Source organism: Rhizobium sp. AQ_MP, from assembly GCF_014237835.1.
Lineage (GTDB): Bacteria > Pseudomonadota > Alphaproteobacteria > Rhizobiales > Rhizobiaceae > Allorhizobium.
Genome location: NZ_JACJVI010000034.1, coordinates 1 through 17,882 on the forward strand (window position 1 = coordinate 1; position 17,882 = coordinate 17,882).

Consider the following 17,882-nt stretch of genomic DNA (forward strand, 5'->3'; position numbering starts at 1 on the left):
TGGCGATCGGCCAGGTCGACCAGGAAAACGGCAATCTTCTCAAGTGAACTCTGACGGCCGACGACCAGCAGGTGCTCTTGAGCGCGAACCATGGCCTTCAAGGCAACGCCGACCAGACGGTCGTTGAGGTGGCCACTCGCTGGGCGTTCGACGCTGGTCAGGCCCGTGTTCACCATGGCCTCCGCATAGAAACTGTGGGTCTCGTTGATCTCGAAACCGAAGGTTTCGCCAACGAGATGAAAGGCGACGATCTGCCTGCGGCCATCAGCGAGGAGACGGTAAATGCGCACTGCGCCGTATTCGATCTGGTAGAGCGATCGCGTGCGCTCGCCCTGCGCGTAAATCACGCAATCCGGCGCATGGAAGGTTACCGGCCTGATATGCGCCTGGCAACGTGCACGTGGCGATGTGGAAAGGCGCGAATTGAGTGTGATGGAAGCGGCGGTTTGCATCGGCATGTTCCCTCTGGTTGAAGGGATCATGTTGGATCGGGGGTTTCGCCGCTATTGAGTTCTTCCACTACGGGTTCTTACGTAGGCTCGATACTGCATTGGCAATGTCAGGCCCGTTGAGGGGTTTCGACAGCACGCAGATGTCTTGCCTGTTTCCGCTGCCGTAGTCCTTGTCGTCCTCCGCCAGGACGACGAGCTTTATGCCGCGGTCTGCCAGGCTGAGGCCGGCCGTCAGATCGGCGGGCGGCAGGCAGGTGTCGAGGATGACGCATTCGGCACGACTGATCGCCTCCGCTGCCATGGTCCAGTCGTTGAACTGTTCCACCGGCTGGCCGTGCGTGTTGAGCGCAAAGCTGATCGACCGCAGCAAAGCCGGGTCTTTGACAACAGCAACAATTGCAGACAGCGTAGACAATGGGATCCCAGAAGCTCGGTCGTGATCTTTCACCAAGCTTGCAGATCGCATCTTGGCCGACGCGCTACCTTGTCATGGATCAAGCATATTGTCGGATTGCTCGGGGATTCGGCTAGATGCTGACGGTCAGTGACATGCGCACCAGTTCGGGCAGGCTGCGCGCCCTCATCTTCGTCATGACATTTGCGCGATGGACTTCGACGGTTCTCGGGCTGATGTCGAGATTGAACGCGATGGCCTTGTTCGGCTGGCCGGCGACGACGGCCGCCAGAATTTGCCGCTCGCGTTCGCTCAGGCTGCCAATGCGCGAGCGGATGTCATCGACGCTGAGCGTGCCCGCCGACGAGTCCGCCAGCCTCTCGGCCGCGCGCCGCACCGCCTCGATGATAACCGACTCTTCAAACGGCTTCTCGATGAAATCTACAGCACCAGCTTTCATCGCTTCAACGGCCATGGGAATGTCGCCATGGCCAGTCACGATTATCGATGGTATGGGGGGCGAAATGCTTGAGATCTTGCGTACCAGGTCAAGCCCACTCATGTCAGGCATTCGCATGTCCGTGATCAGGATCGCATTGCGAAGGCTTGAGGCAATTTCGGAAAAGGTTGTTGCGGATGGATGAAGCCGGACGGCGAAACCGTTCACGGTGAGCATGAACCCCAGCGATTTGCGAAGTGCCTCCTCGTCGTCAACGATATGGACGGTGAAGTCATCAGGCTGCATTCTGGTCCTCGTCGTACTGGATCAAGGTAAAACTGAAGGAGGCGCCGCCGAGTTCACTTTTGGAGACGGTCATGTCTCCGCCATGGGCCTCGATGATGCGCCTGGAGATCGACAACCCGATCCCCATGCCCCCTGCCTTTGTCGTGGTAAACGGCTTGAAGATATCCTGGGCGACTTCCGCAGAAATCCCGGGACCGGAATCCTCGACCGTCACCGTCAAAAGTCCCATCTTGTCGGAACAGACACTGACGCGGATTTCCTTTCTCTCGGTTTGCTTCATCGCCTCGATCGCATTGCGCAGCAGGTTGGTCAGCACCTGCTGAATCTGAATCCGATCGACGAATACCTGATCGTTGTCCGAGGTAAAATCGAACACGGTGCGTACGCCTTTTTCACGCGAGCCGACGAGGGCGAGTGCTCCGGCCTCTTCGACGAGTTGACGCAGGCTCTCCGTTTGCTTTTCCGTCTCGCCTTTGGTGACGAACTCGCGCAGGTGTCGAATGATCTGCCCGGCGCGAATGCTCTGTTCGCCCGCTTCCAGCAATGCGTCACGAACCTGGATGTCGCGATCCCCAACCGCGTGCTGTAGCAGGCGCGCGCAGCCATGCACGTAGTTGGCGATGGCCGACAATGGCTGGTTCAACTCGTGCGCCAGCGTCGACGCCATCTCTCCCATTTCGTTTAATCGGCCGAGCCTTGCGAGCTCGGTCTGGATCTCCTGCAGGCGGGCGGCGGATTCCTCTCGCTCCGTGAGGTCGCGAACGAACCCAGTGAAGAACCGCTTTCCGCCACGTTTGATCTCGCCGACCGCGAGCTTCATCGGAAAAGTAGAGCCATCCTTACGCTGGCCGACCACGACGCGGTCGACGCCGATGATCCTCTTTTCGCCCGTTTCCATGTAGCGGCGCATGTATCCGTCGTGTTCGACCTTGTAAGGCTGAGGCATGAGCAGCTTCAGGTTTTGCCCAAGCGCTTCAGCTTCCGAGTAGCCGAACTGGCGGACGGCCGCGGAGTTGAACGAGATTATGATCCCGTTCTCGTCGCTGACGATGGTGGCATCAAGGACCGTGTCGAGGATAGACCCCATTCGGGCCTCGCGGTCGTCAAGCGCTTCCCTGAGTTCCGCCAACATCTCTCGATTTTTGTCTGCTCGCCTTGCAAACCAAACAATCAGCGCTGACAAGACGGCAAGCGCGAGTGTTTGCACGCTAGCTGTTTCAAATAGAAGAAAATGACCTGAAAGAAGCCAAAGGGCCAAGCCGAAAACGGCTGCCAGCAAGGCCGGGCCCGCTCCCCCGATCAAAGCTGAGGCGACGACCAAAATCGGTACGAGTAGGGATAGCGTTTCTGACGCGGTGTCGCGCATAGAAAATAGCCCGCCACCAATAGCTGCGACCATTCCGAAAACCGCGACGACATACCCTTTGGCGTTGGGGAACGATCGGCTTTTCTTTCTTTGCGAGCTCACCATTTCGACCATGATTTTGAACTTACTCTACCCAAGCGATTTATGTGGTGCAGCCATCCGCACCAATTCCAATCGATTCGGCTTCATGGTCGGGAACGTAGCCGTTGCTTCCGGTTGATAGAAGTCAAATAGTGGCCATCACAAGTATTCTCCACGACCTCAAGGCAACAGGTTGCCTCGGGCTGCAAGATGGCCGTCCTGAAACAGCGTAGCTACCGGATTCCAGCGCTATTGGGTAACACGCCGTTAGCACGACTTTTGTCGACTGCAGACTGCAGACTGCAGACTGCGGGGCTTGGGTCGGATAAATCGGTTCCGTGGTTTCCCGAACACCATAAACTTAGGTTTGTTTACGCTTTCATTCCGTCCCCGATGCTCTGCTCGCGCAGATTTGTCTCTGGGCTCGATGAACGGAATGCCTCTACCCGAGATCTCAGTTTCACATCGCGGTACCAGCTTGTTCCAAATCAATCACGACCAGCTTTTGCCATGCTAGTTAGTTCACCAGAGTTTAACGCAAACCGGGCCACTGGCGTCGTGTATAGAACAGTCAGGATCATCCTCGCATTTCTGCTCGTCATGGTCGGGCTGTCACACCAGCCCTCGCTTGGCGTTGGTGATATGGTGACGCTCGACGTGGCCGCGTATGTACTGCCTGATGGCACGTTGCCCGAATTGTGCGTTACGACCGACGATGGTGAGGTCCCCCACTACGGTGCAGCTACCATCTGTGAAGCCTGCTTGATTGCATCATCGGCGATGCTCCCGACACCGGTCGATGTTGTCGGTCGCCGCATTGTCATTGCGCTCGACATGACGGTGCCTTCGCTAAGCGACAAAGGCTATCGGCGTCTTTTTTCCGCGAACACTGCGCCGCGGGCGCCCCCGGTACCGGATTCCGTCTGAATCCGGTCCGAAATTGACGTCAACCGTCCGGACCGATCTCGTTTTGGCGCCGATGGATGTCGTTGCATCGTGATCGGCCAACTCCCGGTACCGTCATGTTGCACGTTGTCCCTGTCAGCACTTCACTAAGTTCGCATTCCAGCATTCCCGTCCCCTGTTCATCAAAAGCCAGGTTCTTCAAGGAACGTGACTTTGTGCCCCCTGGCACCGTCCTGTTCCAACAGGGTCATCCGACAGTTCCCCAGTTTCGACTGTCTGAAGGTTGTATCGCTCTTTCCCAGACCCTTGCAGACGGACGTCGCCAGATCGTCGACATCGTCGGACCCGGCGCGTTGGTTGGCACTGTTCTCGGCGACAAGAACCGGATGACCGCTGAAACGCTCAGTTATTGTCACATCGAGCGACAACATGGCGACGATGTCGATAAAACCTACAGCGCGATTTGCGAGGCCATGAAGCGGATCGAAGCGCACACCGTGCTCCTGGGGCGGAAGACAGCGCCTGAACGAGTGGCGAGCGCGATCCTCGATCTTTCAGAACGTTTTTCACGACCGCAGCGCGCGCATTTCGAGAGCCGTGTCTTCAACCTCTATCTCGGGCGAGGTGATCTGGCTGATTGGTTGGGCTTGTCACTTGAGACGGTAAGCCGCTGCTTTACCCGGTTCAAACGCGCTGGGCTGATCGATTTCGATGAGCCCGAAATTGTCACCCTGCTGAACACTCCGGCACTCCAAGCGATTGCAGACGGCGCCGCATCTGCCTGAGCGGGACGTCGTCACCCCGTTTTTCCATCCCCCTGCGGGTCAATAAGGTCGACCCGTTATAACCAAAAGGAAAGTCTTATGAAAAACCTGTTGCTTTGCACATGCGCCCTGATCGCTCTTGCGGGGCAGGCCATGGCCGATATCACCGTAACCGACGTGAAGGGGCGGAGCGTCACGGTTCCCAAGACACCCAATCGAGTCGTCCTTGGCTTCTATTATGAAGACTATCTGGCCATCGTCGGTCCGAACGCAATCGACAAGGTGGTGGCCTTGTCGCTGTCGACCTGGAAGGATTGGAGGCCGAGCCAATTTGCTGCCTATGAAAAGGCACTTCCGAAACTCGCCTCCATTCCCGATGTTGGAAACACGGAAGACAATACCTTCTCGATTGAAAAGGTGATCGCGGCGCGGCCCGATCTCGTCATCCTCGCTGCTTGGTCCTACGACGCGCTCGGCGAAAGCGTCAAACAGTTCGACGACGCCGGGATCCCGGTTGTGACCCTCGACTACAATGCCCAGTCCGTGGAGAAGCATGTTGCGTCGACGCTGGCGCTCGGCACGCTGATGGGCACACAGGACAGGGCGCAGGATCTGGCGGATAATTACCAGGATGCCATGGCGGATATCGCAGCCCGCGTCGAGGCTGCGGGCCCGTCAAACAAGAAGGTCTATGTGGAACTCGCTCAAAAGGGGCCTTCGAAGGTTGGAAACTCCTATGGTGATACCATGTGGGGAGCGCTGGTCGACAAGCTTGGTGGCGACAACATCGCTAAGGGTCAGGTCGGCAATTGGGGTCCGCTGAGCCCCGAATATGTTCTCGCGCAGAAGCCGGATCTCATCTTTCTGGCCGGCTCGGAGTGGTTGAACAAGCCACAGTCGGTGTCAGTCGGTTTTGGCGCGTCCAACGAACTCGCCCGCGAACGGATGAAAGCCTATCTGGGACGCCCCGGCTGGGCAGAGCTTCCTGCGGTGAAAAATGGTGACGTTCATGCCATCTATCATGGTGGCGCGCGCACCTTGTCCGACTATGTCTTTGCGCAATACATCGCTAAGCAGTTGCACCCCGACGCCTTCAAGGATGTCAATCCGGAGCAGAACCTCAAGGACTACTACAAAGCCTGGCTGCCTATCGAAGCTGATGGCACCTTCGTCTTGCCGTATCAGGCTGTCGGCCAATGACCATTGCTCTCAGCAAGGTTGACTTCGTGCGCGGCGACTATCGCCGCGCCTCCCGGTATCGTCAGTTAGGCTTGGCCCTATCCGTCTTGGCTTTGATCGCTCTGATGCTGCTAGATTTGACGACGGGGCCATCCGGGATGCCTCTCAACGATGTGCTGAAGGGCCTTATTGCAGGGCCAGCCGGTGAGGATAGGATGACAGCAACCATTCTATGGCAGTTGAGAATGCCGCAGACGGTGATGGGGTTCGTGGTTGGAGCATGTCTGGGGCTTGCCGGCCTTCAGATGCAGACAATCCTCGACAATCCGTTGGCTAGCCCGTTCACGCTCGGCTTTTCGGCCGCAGCAGGGTTTGGTGCCGCACTTGCCATCATGTTCGGCGGGGCTCTCGCCATTCCGGACTATTTCGTCGTTCCAATCTCAGCCTTTGCCATGACGCTTGTGGCCTGCGGCTTTGTTTACCTCATTGCTACCTTGCGCGGCGCATCGCCTGAAATCCTTGTGCTGGGCGGGATTGCCGTTTCCTTTTTCTTTCAATCGATCCAGTCGCTGTTGCAGTTTCTCGCCTCGCCGGAGGTGCTGCAGCAGATCGTCTTCTGGCTTTTTGGCAGCCTGCTGAAGGCGACATGGACGAGCGTGTCGGTCAGTGGTGCAATCCTGCTGTTCTGCCTGCCGTTTGTCGCCCGCAACTGCTGGGCATTGACCGTGCTGAAACTTGGCGACGGCAATGCTCGCAGTCTTGGCCTATCTGTCGAAAAAGTGAGGCGGGAAACCTTTCTTCTCGTGGCGCTGCTCACTGCAGCGGCTGTTTCCTTTGTTGGCACCATCGGATTCGTCGGTCTGATTGCGCCGCATGTCTGCCGACTCATCGCCGGTGAAGATCATCGTTTTGCCCTGCCATTGTCTGCAGTTATCGGTGCAGTGATCCTCGTGGGTGCATCCGTGTTTGGAAAATTCATTTCACCGGCCGCGGTCATCCCGGTCGGTATCGTCACTGCGATCGCAGGCATTCCTATGCTGTTTGCCGTGATCCTGTCTCGCGGCGCTGAGGGAGGTGTAAAGTGAGTGAAGGTCTTATCTTTGATCGGGTCGGTGTCCAGTTCGGGAGCCGCATCGTCTTGAGCGATGTTGAAGCCCAGTTTGCTCCCGGTCAGATCATCGGTCTTGTTGGACCCAATGGCTGTGGCAAATCCAGCCTGCTTGGTGCGGTCGCGGGACTATTGTCTCATCGCGGCGAGATTACTTTCAATGGCCGTGGTGTCGATGCTCAAAATCTTGGTTACATGCCGCAACACAGCCAGATCCGCGCCAGCCTTTCGGTGCTTGAGGTTGTGTTGCTCGGGCGGCATGAGCAGCTCGGATGGAGAGTGAGCGCCGATGTGCTGGAGGCGGCTTATGATAGTCTCGGCTCCTTTGGTATCGAGGATCTGGCATCGCGCCCTATCCGCGCGCTTTCGGGTGGACAGCAGCAACTGGTGCTACTGGCGCAACGACTGCTGCGTGCGCCGAGATTGCTGTTGCTAGACGAAGCGACGAGTGCGCTTGATCTGGCGCATCAATTGCGGGTCTTCGAAATACTCAGAGCCTATGTCGAGCGCACGGGTGCTCTGGTGATGATTGCAATTCATGATCTCAACCTGGCTGCCCGTCACGCCGATGTCATCATGTTGCTGCGCAATGGCGGACTGGCTGGCTCAGGCCGCTTTGATGACGTGGTAACGCCCCAAGTGCTTCGTTCAGTCTACGGTGTCGAAGCGGAGGTGCTGACCTCCTGCAGGACCGGCTCGGTCATCGTCCCGCTGGCGCGGGTGCGCGAAGGGTCAGTGGCTCCAATTCGGCTTAGTCTTTGAGGCTCGAGGCGCGCCGACTTGCCTCGAGCGCCGCAACGACGGCACCTGCCAGAACCAGTGGTAGGGCAAGGAGAAAGGGATGTGTCAGTGGCTCGCCAAACAGGATGAGATCGGCCAGAATCGGCCACAGGATTGCCAGATACTCGAAAGGGGCAAGACGCGAGGCTTCAGTATAGCGAAAGGCCAGCGTCATGCAGATATGTGCAAAGCCCCCGAAAACGCCGGCACCTACCAGGTAGAGAAATTGAGATAGGCTCGGCTCCGCCCAGCCGAATGGCAGCGTCGCGATGCCGCCGATCATGGAGGCCACGACAAAATAGAATGCGATGGCGCCTGGACTTTCTGTCCGACTTAGGCTGCGGACCATGATCAAGGCGAATGCGGTGAGCAGACCCATTAGGAGACCAAAGCCGAAACCGATCAGACGGGTTTCGTCCGCCGTTGATTGACCAAGTTCGGGCCATACAAGTGCCAACACGCCAAGAGTGCCCAGGATCACCCCTGCTGCCCGCCAGACCGTGGCCCGTTCTGAAAGGATGACTACGCCCGCAATCGCTGTGAAAATCGGAGAGAGGTACCCAAGCAAGGTTGCCTCCGCGAGTGGCAGGCGGGCAATCGAGGCGAAGGATGCAAACATGGCCGCTGCGCCGAGCGCCGATCGCAGCAGGTGATCGAGCGGCCGCCTTGTCGCTAGCCCGCCAGGAAACTCCCCTCTCATCCAGAGGAAAACGACGAGCGGAGTGAGCGCAAACGCTGACCGAAAGAACACGATCTGTCCTACCGGGACATCGGCAGACACCGCTTTGACAAATATAGCCATAGCCGCAAACAGCGCACCTGAGAGAATGCGCAGAATGATGCCGATGGCAGGGCGGTCTAACTGCTCCTGGTTCACGCTGCTTTCATTCTTCATGTGCCACCAACACTGACTGTCTAAACCCTAGATGGGACCCGGCTCTGGTCGTCGCCAAAGCGTGCAATGTCACTGTTCGCGGGGGAAGTCGAGAGGTTGAGCGGCGGTCCGGCAGTAGCAGTCTGCCGCTGTCGCGTTGCGCACTTGACCGACGTTTGTCAGTCGCATGCAATCATTCGCGAATTGCCTGGATGCTTGATCTAGCGCAACGATCCTGCGCCCGGAAGACGCCAATGCTCCTGCAACGATTTGCGGGAAATCTGGAATGAAACTCTTCCGTCTGGTCATGCTGCTCTGCGCCTCCCTATGCCTGGCTTACTCAGCCAGCGCGGCATCGGTGCTGCAACAGTATCTGCCTGCGGCCAAGGTCTCTGATCTCGTGCCGTACGCAGACGGTTTCGGTCCCATCCGCGCGGACCTGGCGGCCGCGCCCGTGTTGAAGGGCGGCGAGACTGTGGGCTGGGTGTTTGCCACCTCTGATTTCGTCGGCACGACCGGCTATTCTGGCAAGCCGATCCACACGCTGGTGGCGGTTGGTCTCGACGCCAAGATCATCGGCGTGAAATTGGTTAAGCATTCTGAACCCATCGTCCTGATCGGCATCCCGGAAGCCAAGGTCAAGGGCCTGGTTTCCGCATATGCTGGACTGGACCTCGTCGCGGAGGCGAAATCCGGCGGTACCGCACATGATGTGGACATCATCTCCGGCGCCACCGTTACCGTGATGGTGATCGACGATTCCATCGTCCGGTCTGGCTTGAAGGTGGCGCGCGCGCTTGGGCTTGGCGGCCTGGCGCCGGAAAGCGAACAATCCGGCCCGCGATTCACCGTTGATCTTGGTGCCACCTCACCGTCCGACTGGATCGAGGCCGAGGGTGACGGCACCATCCGCCGCTTGTCCCTTGATGTGGCACAGGTCAATGCAGCCTTTGCCGAGCATGCTGATGCGCGCGCGCGCGAGCGGGCCCTGACAGAGCCGCCGGAAACCACATTTATCGACATGCATGTGGCGCTGGTCTCAGTGCCATCGATCGGCAAGGCCCTGCTCGGGCAAGCCGAGCAGGCCAATCTGGGGACTTGGCTGAAAGAGGGCGAAAACGCCATCGCCATCACCGGCAGAGGGCTCTACTCCTTCAAAGGATCTGGTTATGTGCGCGGCGGCATTTTCGATCGCATCGTTCTGATCCAGGACGACGTCTCGGTTCGCTTTCGCGATCGTGATCATCGTCGTCTGGGAGGGATTGCGCTTTCCGGCACGCCCGAATTCACTGAGATGGACGTCTTCCGGATTCCCGCCAATGTTGGCTTCGATCCGACCAAGCCTTTTCGTATCCAGCTTCTGGCGCATCGCGAGGTTGGACCGATCGAAAAGGTTTTCCATACCTTCGACCTCGGCTACCAACTGCCGCAGAAATACCTGAAGGCCGTCGCCCAGCCGGCGGTCGAGGTCGCTAGCGTCGCGGGTCGTGACGAGGGCTCTGCCCAAGCGGACCTGTGGAAGCGCATCTGGCGCGACAAAACGCTGGAGATCACCGTTCTCGGCGCCATGCTGTTCTTGCTGACGGCAGTGTTCTTCTTCCAGACCTATGCCGTCAGGAATGCGAGAGCCTTTTCCATTTTCCGCATCGCCTTCCTCACGGTGACACTGGTTTTCCTAGGCTGGTATGCCAATGCACAGCTCTCGGTGGTCAACCTGATGGCCCTGTTTGGCAGCCTGGTCACCGGCTTTTCTTGGCAGGCTTTCCTGCTCGATCCGTTGACCTTTATCCTCTGGTTCTCAGTGGCGGCTGCGCTGCTATTCTGGGGCCGCGGTGCGTATTGCGGGTGGCTTTGCCCGTTTGGCGCACTGCAGGAGTTGACCAACCAGATCGCCCGCAGGTTGCGCATCCCGCAATGGACGCTGCCCTGGGGGCTGCATGAGCGGCTGTGGCCGCTCAAATACATGATCTTCCTCGGCCTGTTCGGGGTCTCTCTGATGAGCGTCGAGCAGGCCGAGCACTTGGCCGAGATCGAACCCTTCAAGACGGCGATCATCCTCAAGTTCATTCGGGCCTGGCCATTCGTTGCCTATGCGGTAGCGCTTCTGGTAGCCGGCCTGTTCGTCGAGCGCTTCTACTGCCGCTATCTCTGCCCGCTTGGTGCAGCGCTCGCCATCCCGGCGCGCATGCGCATGTTCGACTGGTTGAAGCGCTACCACGAGTGCGGCAACCCCTGTCAGACCTGCTCCAATCAGTGTCCGGTACAGGCCATTCATAAGACCGGCGAGATCAACCCCAACGAGTGCATAAACTGCCTCCACTGTCAGGTGCTCTATCAGTCCGAAACCGTCTGTCCCGTGGTGATCAAAAAGATGAAGTCGCGCGCAAAACTTGCAGCGAGCCCCGGCGGAGCATCGATCAGCCCATCCGCAGCCAAAGTCTAACCGAAGCAAAATCTAACTGAAGAAGGACACCGACGATGGAAACGAAAGAAACCAAAGGCCTGAGCCGGCGAGAGCTGTTCAGCGCCACGGCCGGCACGGCCGTTCTTGCCGGAAGTATGGGGGCCGGCGCGCTGGGCCTTGGAGCCGCTGTTGCGGCGACACCGGCGCTCGCTGCTGCCGAAGGCGATGGCTCCGTCTCGCCTGGTAAGCTCGACGACTATTACGGCTTCTGGTCCTCAGGGCAAACGGGCGAAATGCGCATTCTCGGCATCCCTTCAATGCGCGAACTCATGCGTGTCCCGGTGTTCAACCGCTGCTCGGCCACTGGTTGGGGGCAGACCAATGAGTCAATCCGCATCCATCAGCGGACCATGTCTGAGAAGACCAAGAAGCAGCTCGCCGCCAACGGCAAGAAGATCCATGACAATGGCGATCTGCACCACGTCCACATGTCCTTCACCGAGGGAAAGTATGACGGACGCTTCCTGTTCATGAACGACAAGGCCAATACCCGCGTGGCCCGCGTTCGCTGCGACGTTATGAAGACAGATGCCATTCTGGAAATCCCGAACGCTAAGGGTATCCACGGCATGCGCCCGCAGAAGTGGCCAAAGACCAACTACGTCTTCTGCAACGGCGAGGACGAAGCGCCATTGGTCAATGACGGCTCAACCATGACGGATGTCTCCACCTATGTGAACATCTTCACCGCCGTTGACGCGGAAAAGTGGGATGTCGCATGGCAGGTCAAGGTCTCGGGCAATCTCGACAACTGCGATGCCGACTACGAAGGAAAATGGGCCTTTTCGACCAGCTACAATTCCGAAATGGGCATGAACCTGGAGGAAATGACCAAGTCCGAGATGGACCACGTTGTCGTCTTTAACTTGGCCGAAATCGAAAAGGCGATCGCGGCTGGTCAGTACGAGGAAGTCAACGGCGTCAAAGTTGTCGACGGCCGCAAGGAAGCCAAGTCGCTCTTCACGCGATACATCCCGATCGCCAACAATCCGCATGGCTGCAACATGGCCCCGGACAAGAAGCACTTGTGCATCGGCGGCAAGCTTTCGCCGACCGTCACGGTGCTTGACGTGACCAAGTTCGACGCGCTGTTCTATGACAACGCTGAGCCGCGCAGCGCTGTCGTCGCCGAGCCGGAACTTGGCCTTGGGCCCTTGCACACCGCTTTCGATGGTCGTGGCAATGCTTATACCTCGCTCTTCCTCGACAGCCAGGTGGCCAAGTGGAACATCGAGGACGCCATCAAGGCCTATGCCGGCGAGAAGATCGACCCGATCAAGGACAAGATCGACGTCCAGTACCAGCCGGGTCACCTGAAGACGGTCATGGGTGAAACGCTCGACGCTTCGAATGATTGGATGGTTTGCCTGTGCAAGTTCTCCAAGGACCGCTTCCTGAACGTCGGGCCGCTGAAGCCCGAAAACGATCAGTTGATCGACATTTCCGGCGACAAGATGAAGCTCGTGCATGATGGTCCGACATTCGCCGAGCCGCATGACGCGATCGCGGTCGCCCCTTCGATCCTTCCCAACATCCGCTCGACCTGGGACCGCAAGGATCCGATGTGGGCAGAAACCCGCAAACAGGCCGAGGCCGATGGCGTCAACATCGACGAGTGGACCGATGCCGTTATCCGTGATGGCAACAAGGTGCGCGTCTATATGACCTCGGTCGCGCCCGCTTTCAGCCAGGAGAGCTTCACGGTCAAGGAGGGGGACGAGGTGACTGTCATCGTCACCAATCTCGACGACATTGACGATCTGACCCATGGTTTCACCATGGGCAATCATGGCGTGGCGATCGAGATCGGTCCTCAGCAGACGAGTTCGGTCACGTTCGTTGCGGCCAATGCCGGCGTCTACTGGTACTATTGCCAGTGGTTCTGCCATGCTCTGCATATGGAAATGCGCGGACGCATGTTCGTCGAGCCAAAGGGCGCCTGAGCCATGAGGCTGCTCGTTCTCCTGCTCGGTCTTGTTCTCGCCTCGCCGCTTGCGGCCGGGGAGCGCTCGGTCGCGCCAGGCGCGGGCAGTCTGGCGACAGCCATTGCCGAGGCAGCACCCGGTGATGTTTTGACACTGACCGACGGGACCTATCTCGGCCCCGTCGTGATTGATCGGTCCCTTGCCATTACCGGCCCGCGCGGTGCGGTCGTCGATGGCCAAGGCTCGGGCAGTGTAGTGACGATCACGGCACCGGACGTCCAGTTAACCGGTTTCACCGTGACGGGCTCGGGGCGGGTCAACCAGGACCTAGACGCCGGTGTGAAGATCGAAAAAGGGGCGGACCGCACCCGTGTCGAAAAATTGCTTGTCACCGGGAACATGCATGGCATCGACGTGCATGGTGGTCGCGATGCGGTAGTGACCGACAATGAGATCATCGGCACCGACAGTCCGCGCATGAATGAGCGGGGCAATGGCATCTATGTCTGGAACAGCCCCGGCACGCTCTTGGAGAATAACCTCATACGCTTCGGTCGCGACGGCATCTTCTCGAATGCGAGCTCCAACAGCATTTATCGCGGTAACGTCATGCGCGACCTGCGGTTTGCCGTGCATTTCATGTACACTCGCAACACCGAGGTTTCCGGCAACATATCAATTGGCAACCATCTCGGCTTTGCCATCATGTTCTCAAACCAGGCAAAAATCCTGAACAATCTCAGCCTCGGCGACCGTGACCATGGGCTGATGCTGAACTATGCCAACAATGCCGATGTCACCGGCAATCTGGTGCGTGGTGGCACGAAGAAGTGCCTGTTCATCTACAACGCCCATAAGAACCTGGTCTGGAACAACCGATTCGAGGGCTGCGGTATCGGCATTCACTTCACCGCTGGTTCGGAGAAGAACGCGCTGACCGGCAACGCCTTCATCGCCAATCGCGAGCAGGTCAAATATGTCGGGACCCGGAACATGGAATGGAGCCATGGGAGGCGGGGCAATTTCTGGTCCGACCATCCGGCCTTCGATCTGAACGGTGACGGCATCGCTGACAGTTTCTATCGTCCGAACGACGTGATGGACCAGATCCTCTGGTCGCAACCGGCCGCAAGCCTTTTAATCGGATCGCCTGCTGTACAACTCGTGCGCTGGAGCCAGCGAGATTTTCCTGCCACGCTGCCAGGCGGCGTGCGTGACAGCGCCCCTTTGATGCGTCCCCTGACGATTGTCGTTACCCCCGAAATACTCGGCTATGAAGCTGAGGCCGCTGGCCGATGGGCCACAGGACATTATGATGACACCGACCCTGACAATCTCTCAGCTCACTAAGCGTTTCCAGTCCGTCGAGGCGCTGAAGCAGGTCTCGCTGACCCTGCAGCCGGGAAAGCGCGCCGCGTTGCTGGGCCACAACGGCGCCGGCAAGTCGACGATGATGAAGATCATTCTGGGGCTGATCCCATCGGACAACGGAGAGGTCACGGTCTGCGGCGGTGCACCGGGATCGACCGCAGCGCGCATGCAGGTGGCCTATCTGCCGGAAAACGTCGCCTTCCATCCGGCCCTGACGGGCGAGGAACAGGTCCGCCACTACCTTGCCCTGCGTGGGGAAAATCCCCGCGGCGCGCCGGAGCTTCTGGCCCGCGTTGGTCTCGCCCATGCGGCCCGGCGACGGATTGGCACCTATTCCAAGGGCATGCGCCAGCGAGTCGGCTTGGCCCAGACCCTGATCGGGCGCCCCCGTCTTCTCGTGCTGGACGAGCCCACGTCTGGCCTCGATCCGGTCTCGCGGCGGGATTTCTACGACCTGCTCGACGGTCTCTCTGCCGATGGCACCGCAATCCTGCTCTCTTCGCATGTCTTGACCGAGGTCGAGGCGCGCACCGACAGCATCCTAATCCTGTCGGGAGGGCAATTGGTGGCGGAAGGTACGCTTGCCGATTTGCGTGCACGGGCTGCCTTGCCGGTCACGCTCCTGGTTCGTCCGGCGGAGGGCCATGCGGCATCGCTGGTGGCCGCCTTTCCCGAAGCATCGGTCGGCGCTGACGGGGTGCTGCGCATATCCTGCGCGCAATCGGAGAAGCTGCCGTTACTCGCTCGGATCACGGTGCATGGCGCGGACGTCCTCGATCTAGATGTCATCCCTCCGAGCCTTGAGGACATTTACAGCCATTTCAGCCGGAGGGACGGGCAATGAGCCGTATCCTCGCAACCGCGACCAGCGAATTTCGTATCGCGTTTCGAAATCGCTGGGTGCTAATCGCCACCGGTATGATGGTGCTGTTCGCACTCGTGCTGGCCGCCGCCGGCTCCGCGCCAACAGGCGATGTTGGCGTTGACCGGCTGTCAGTGACAGTCGCTTCTCTGACTTCGCTGGCGGTCTATCTTGTGCCACTTCTGGCGCTGCTAATGAGCTTCGATGCTGTGGCGGGTGAAGTGGAGCGCGGCACTCTGCCACTGCTTCTAACATATCCGGTTTCGCGTCTGCAGATCCTGCTCGGCAAGCTCACGGCGCATCTAGCGATCCTCGCGCTTGCCGTAACACTTGGCTATGGCGCGGCGCTGCTGGTGGCGGTCTGGTCCGATCCGGATGCGATCAAGGGAATCGGTTCGCTGATCCGGTTGATCTGGTCCTCTGTTCTTTTGGGCGCCACCTTCCTTGGCGCGGGTTACGCGCTGTCGGCACTGGCGCGGCGTCCCTCCGGAGCAGCGGGTCTTGCGATCGCGCTCTGGCTGCTCGCCGTCGTGCTTTATGATCTTGCGCTTCTGGCGCTGATTGTGACCGATCGCGGCGGCGTCTTCACGACGCAGGCATTGCCCGTTGCCCTGCTTGCCAATCCTGCGGATGCATTTCGTGTCTTCAATTTGTCGGCTGGTCAGGCGGTCGCGGCTGCAGGCGGTATCGGGGGGGCCGCCAACACCATTCCGCTCTGGCAATCGGCCGCCTCGCTTTTTGTCTGGCCGTTATTAGCGATCGTATTAGCGCTTGCTGCCTTTCGAAAGGTGACCCCATGACCAGTTCGCTTCGTTCACTCATCATCGTCGGCTCTCTGGTGCTGCTGGTGGCTTGCCAGGAGAACGCCGTGCAGGACATCAAGCCAAAGGATATGACCGCCGAGACGCTCGGGCATTATTGCCAGATGAACCTTCTCGAGCATTCGGGGCCGAAGGGACAGGTGTTTCTTGAGGGCATGCCGGCTCCCTTGTTTTTCAGCCAGGTGCGTGATGCCATCGCTTACATGCGCGGGCCTGAGCAGATGGCGCCGATCCTTGCGGTCTATGTGAACGACATGGGAGCGCCGGGGGCGACTTGGGAAAAGCCGGGTGATGGCAATTGGATCGCGATCGATGAGGCACTGTTCGTCGTCGGGTCGAACCGTCAAGGTGGCATGGGCGCGCCGGAGACTATTCCTTTCACCAATCGTCAAAAGGCCGAGAAGTTTGCCCGTGCCGAGGGTGGCCGCGTGTTGTCGCTGAACGAGATCACTGACGACATGGTGCTGGCTCCAGTGAGCCTCGACGATGGTTCAAACCCGCAGGGCGACGATGTCGAGTTCCAGAACCGCCTGCGCGCCCTGTCCATCAAATCTGGAGGTTGATCCATGCCGATAACCCGACGCCGCTTGGTTGTCATTTCCGCCGCGTTGGCTCTTTTGCCGTCCGCAGGACGGGCCTCTAGGCATGCCTCCAAGATCTGGACAGGACAGGCGCTTGGTGCCCGCACCTCGATCAGGGTCGATCATCCCGACAGCGCAGCGATCGCCGCTCGCGTGGTGACAGAGATCGAGCGGCTTGAGAACATTCTCAGCCTCTACCGTCCGGAAAGCGCACTAGCTCGTCTGAATCGGAACGGCTATCTGGTCGACCCACCGTTCGAACTTCTGGAATGCTTGTCGATCGCTGGTGCAGTCAACCACTTCAGTGGCGGGCGGTTCGATCCGACAGTTCAACCACTCTGGGCAGTCTGGGCGGAAGCCGCTGCACGCGGTGGGTCGCCGGATATGCAGGCAATTGCCCATGCGATATCGCTTGTAGGGTGGGAAAAGGTCGAGATTGACCCGGCTAGAATTAGTTTGCGACCTGGCATGGCGCTTACCTTGAATGGAATTGGCCAAGGCTATGTCGCGGATCGGGTGGCTGCCTTGCTGGGGGCCGAAGACCTAATGGACATTTTGATCGAGACGGGCGAGTTCCGCGCCTTGGGCGGCATGCCGAATGGTGCCGATTGGCCTATTCACCTCCAAGCCGGTGGACTTGTCGGGTTGCGTCAACGTGCTCTAGCTACATCGTCTCCTCTCGGCACAACATTCGACGCCGCAGGGCGGCTCGGCCACATTCTAAATCCACTGAGCGGAAAACCAGTATCGACGATGTGGCGCGCTGTGTCGATTTCTGCACCCGCAGCGGCGGTAGCGGACGCGCTCTCAACGGCATCCTGCCTTCTTGAGGACGCTAGCCAGGTGGAGCTCCTTGTGCGCGAGTTCCCGGGGGCTCGACTGGAGCTTGCAACATGACGGCCTCTGACGTTCCGTAATCTCGTAACCGTAAAATCCTGGTTGTGGTAATACTGGAAAGGAGTTTTATACAAGTCTCTGTGCAATCAGGCCCCCGCAACCAACGAGACTTGAATCTGCTGCCATTCAAGTCGTTTCCTTGAAAGCTCCTCAGCGTAACCCGCGAGGAGCTTTTGTTTTTTGTCCTCCGTGTCGAGTTCACCGGACAACTGGCGCGCATCAGATCGTCTTGGGCTGACCTTGCCCCCAAGTTTTATCCAGTTTTGAGTTCGCTCCGGCGGTTTTGGGTTGCTGTATTCGGGGCGGTAGCGG

General features: G+C 58.9%; 17 protein-coding genes and 1 pseudogene. 12 read left to right on the forward strand and 6 right to left on the reverse strand.

Annotated features, from left to right (window positions below; translation table 11 throughout):
• The 4 genes from H6M51_RS23595 to H6M51_RS23610 all read right to left on the reverse strand — a co-directional run.
• The coding region (locus H6M51_RS23595) for a cyclic nucleotide-binding domain-containing protein (RefSeq protein ID WP_246780665.1) at positions 1 to 458 on the reverse strand (458 nt) is incomplete at its 3' end.
• A gap of 61 nt (positions 459 to 519) precedes the next feature.
• Complete coding sequence (locus H6M51_RS23600) at positions 520 to 867, reverse strand: hypothetical protein (RefSeq protein WP_166599133.1); 348 nt, start codon at positions 865 to 867, stop codon at positions 520 to 522.
• Between the two features lie 112 nt (positions 868 to 979).
• Positions 980 to 1,591 carry a response regulator FixJ gene (fixJ, locus tag H6M51_RS23605; RefSeq protein WP_185812224.1) on the reverse strand — a complete coding sequence of 204 codons (612 nt, stop codon included), beginning with the start codon at positions 1,589 to 1,591 and terminating at the stop codon, positions 980 to 982.
• Positions 1,581 to 3,071, reverse strand: a complete 1,491-nt coding sequence (locus H6M51_RS23610) for a PAS domain S-box protein (protein ID WP_185812225.1) — start codon at positions 3,069 to 3,071, stop codon at positions 1,581 to 1,583. The genes fixJ and H6M51_RS23610 overlap by 11 nt, the downstream gene beginning before the upstream one ends.
• Before the next feature lie 609 nt (positions 3,072 to 3,680).
• On the opposite strand from H6M51_RS23610, the gene H6M51_RS23615 reads away from it, so the two are divergent.
• The 5 genes from H6M51_RS23615 (at position 3,681) to H6M51_RS23635 (ending at position 7,757) form a co-directional block, all read left to right on the forward strand.
• The gene (locus H6M51_RS23615; RefSeq protein WP_141402161.1) at positions 3,681 to 3,965 is read left to right on the forward strand and encodes a hypothetical protein; all 285 of its coding nucleotides are present in this window, start codon (positions 3,681 to 3,683) and stop codon (positions 3,963 to 3,965) included.
• 95 nt (positions 3,966 to 4,060) lie between these two features.
• Positions 4,061 to 4,729, forward strand: coding sequence for a Crp/Fnr family transcriptional regulator (locus tag H6M51_RS23620; RefSeq protein WP_185812226.1), 669 nt, complete (start codon positions 4,061 to 4,063; stop codon positions 4,727 to 4,729).
• 78 nt (positions 4,730 to 4,807) lie between these two features.
• Positions 4,808 to 5,908 (forward strand): ABC transporter substrate-binding protein, encoded by a 1,101-nt coding sequence (locus H6M51_RS23625; protein ID WP_185812227.1) that lies wholly within the window; start codon positions 4,808 to 4,810, stop codon positions 5,906 to 5,908.
• On the forward strand, positions 5,905 to 6,972 hold the full coding sequence (locus tag H6M51_RS23630; protein WP_165222148.1) for an iron ABC transporter permease: 1,068 nt from the start codon (positions 5,905 to 5,907) through the stop codon (positions 6,970 to 6,972). The genes H6M51_RS23625 and H6M51_RS23630 overlap by 4 nt, the downstream gene beginning before the upstream one ends.
• Positions 6,969 to 7,757, forward strand: coding sequence for an ABC transporter ATP-binding protein (locus tag H6M51_RS23635; RefSeq protein ID WP_185812228.1), 789 nt, complete (start codon positions 6,969 to 6,971; stop codon positions 7,755 to 7,757). The genes H6M51_RS23630 and H6M51_RS23635 overlap by 4 nt, the downstream gene beginning before the upstream one ends.
• Here the strand turns inward: H6M51_RS23635 and H6M51_RS23640 are convergent.
• Positions 7,747 to 8,670 (reverse strand): DMT family transporter, encoded by a 924-nt coding sequence (locus H6M51_RS23640; protein WP_185812229.1) that lies wholly within the window; start codon positions 8,668 to 8,670, stop codon positions 7,747 to 7,749. The genes H6M51_RS23635 and H6M51_RS23640 overlap by 11 nt on opposite strands.
• A gap of 265 nt (positions 8,671 to 8,935) precedes the next feature.
• On the opposite strand from H6M51_RS23640, the gene H6M51_RS23645 reads away from it, so the two are divergent.
• The 7 genes from H6M51_RS23645 to H6M51_RS23675 are packed head-to-tail and all read left to right on the forward strand — an operon-like array spanning position 8,936 to position 17,570.
• A complete protein-coding gene (locus H6M51_RS23645; RefSeq protein ID WP_185812230.1) occupies positions 8,936 to 11,092 on the forward strand; it encodes a NosR/NirI family protein in 2,157 nt (718 codons plus the stop codon).
• A gap of 35 nt (positions 11,093 to 11,127) precedes the next feature.
• A complete protein-coding gene (nosZ, locus tag H6M51_RS23650; protein WP_166599127.1) occupies positions 11,128 to 13,056 on the forward strand; it encodes a TAT-dependent nitrous-oxide reductase in 1,929 nt (642 codons plus the stop codon).
• A 3-nt stretch (positions 13,057 to 13,059) separates the two neighbouring features.
• Positions 13,060 to 14,388, forward strand: coding sequence for a nitrous oxide reductase family maturation protein NosD (locus tag H6M51_RS23655; protein ID WP_185812231.1), 1,329 nt, complete (start codon positions 13,060 to 13,062; stop codon positions 14,386 to 14,388).
• Positions 14,354 to 15,253, forward strand: coding sequence for an ABC transporter ATP-binding protein (locus H6M51_RS23660; RefSeq protein ID WP_185812232.1), 900 nt, complete (start codon positions 14,354 to 14,356; stop codon positions 15,251 to 15,253). Before H6M51_RS23655 ends, H6M51_RS23660 begins: the two co-directional genes overlap by 35 nt.
• Entirely contained in the window at positions 15,250 to 16,071 is an 822-nt protein-coding gene (locus tag H6M51_RS23665; RefSeq protein WP_185812233.1) for an ABC transporter permease, read from the forward strand. Before H6M51_RS23660 ends, H6M51_RS23665 begins: the two co-directional genes overlap by 4 nt.
• A complete protein-coding gene (locus tag H6M51_RS23670) occupies positions 16,068 to 16,655 on the forward strand; it encodes a nitrous oxide reductase accessory protein NosL (RefSeq protein WP_185812234.1) in 588 nt (195 codons plus the stop codon). Before H6M51_RS23665 ends, H6M51_RS23670 begins: the two co-directional genes overlap by 4 nt.
• A gap of 3 nt (positions 16,656 to 16,658) precedes the next feature.
• A complete protein-coding gene (locus H6M51_RS23675) occupies positions 16,659 to 17,570 on the forward strand; it encodes an FAD:protein FMN transferase (protein ID WP_185812235.1) in 912 nt (303 codons plus the stop codon).
• Between the two features lie 86 nt (positions 17,571 to 17,656).
• Here H6M51_RS23675 and H6M51_RS24540 read toward each other — a convergent pair.
• A pseudogene (locus H6M51_RS24540) lies at positions 17,657 to 17,882 on the reverse strand (hypothetical protein); the annotation flags it as partial.

Coding starts and splice junctions, on each gene's coding strand:
- fixJ (WP_185812224.1), bottom strand. CDS start 1,591: ATGCAGCCTGATGACTTCACCGTCCATATCGTTGACGACGAGGAGGCA.
- H6M51_RS23610 (WP_185812225.1), bottom strand. CDS start 3,071: ATGGTCGAAATGGTGAGCTCGCAAAGAAAGAAAAGCCGATCGTTCCCC.
- H6M51_RS23615 (WP_141402161.1), top strand. CDS start 3,681: ATGGTGACGCTCGACGTGGCCGCGTATGTACTGCCTGATGGCACGTTG.
- H6M51_RS23620 (WP_185812226.1), top strand. CDS start 4,061: ATGTTGCACGTTGTCCCTGTCAGCACTTCACTAAGTTCGCATTCCAGC.
- H6M51_RS23625 (WP_185812227.1), top strand. CDS start 4,808: ATGAAAAACCTGTTGCTTTGCACATGCGCCCTGATCGCTCTTGCGGGG.
- H6M51_RS23630 (WP_165222148.1), top strand. CDS start 5,905: ATGACCATTGCTCTCAGCAAGGTTGACTTCGTGCGCGGCGACTATCGC.
- H6M51_RS23640 (WP_185812229.1), bottom strand. CDS start 8,670: ATGAAGAATGAAAGCAGCGTGAACCAGGAGCAGTTAGACCGCCCTGCC.
- H6M51_RS23645 (WP_185812230.1), top strand. CDS start 8,936: ATGAAACTCTTCCGTCTGGTCATGCTGCTCTGCGCCTCCCTATGCCTG.
- nosZ (WP_166599127.1), top strand. CDS start 11,128: ATGGAAACGAAAGAAACCAAAGGCCTGAGCCGGCGAGAGCTGTTCAGC.
- H6M51_RS23655 (WP_185812231.1), top strand. CDS start 13,060: ATGAGGCTGCTCGTTCTCCTGCTCGGTCTTGTTCTCGCCTCGCCGCTT.
- H6M51_RS23660 (WP_185812232.1), top strand. CDS start 14,354: ATGACACCGACCCTGACAATCTCTCAGCTCACTAAGCGTTTCCAGTCC.
- H6M51_RS23665 (WP_185812233.1), top strand. CDS start 15,250: ATGAGCCGTATCCTCGCAACCGCGACCAGCGAATTTCGTATCGCGTTT.
- H6M51_RS23670 (WP_185812234.1), top strand. CDS start 16,068: ATGACCAGTTCGCTTCGTTCACTCATCATCGTCGGCTCTCTGGTGCTG.
- H6M51_RS23675 (WP_185812235.1), top strand. CDS start 16,659: ATGCCGATAACCCGACGCCGCTTGGTTGTCATTTCCGCCGCGTTGGCT.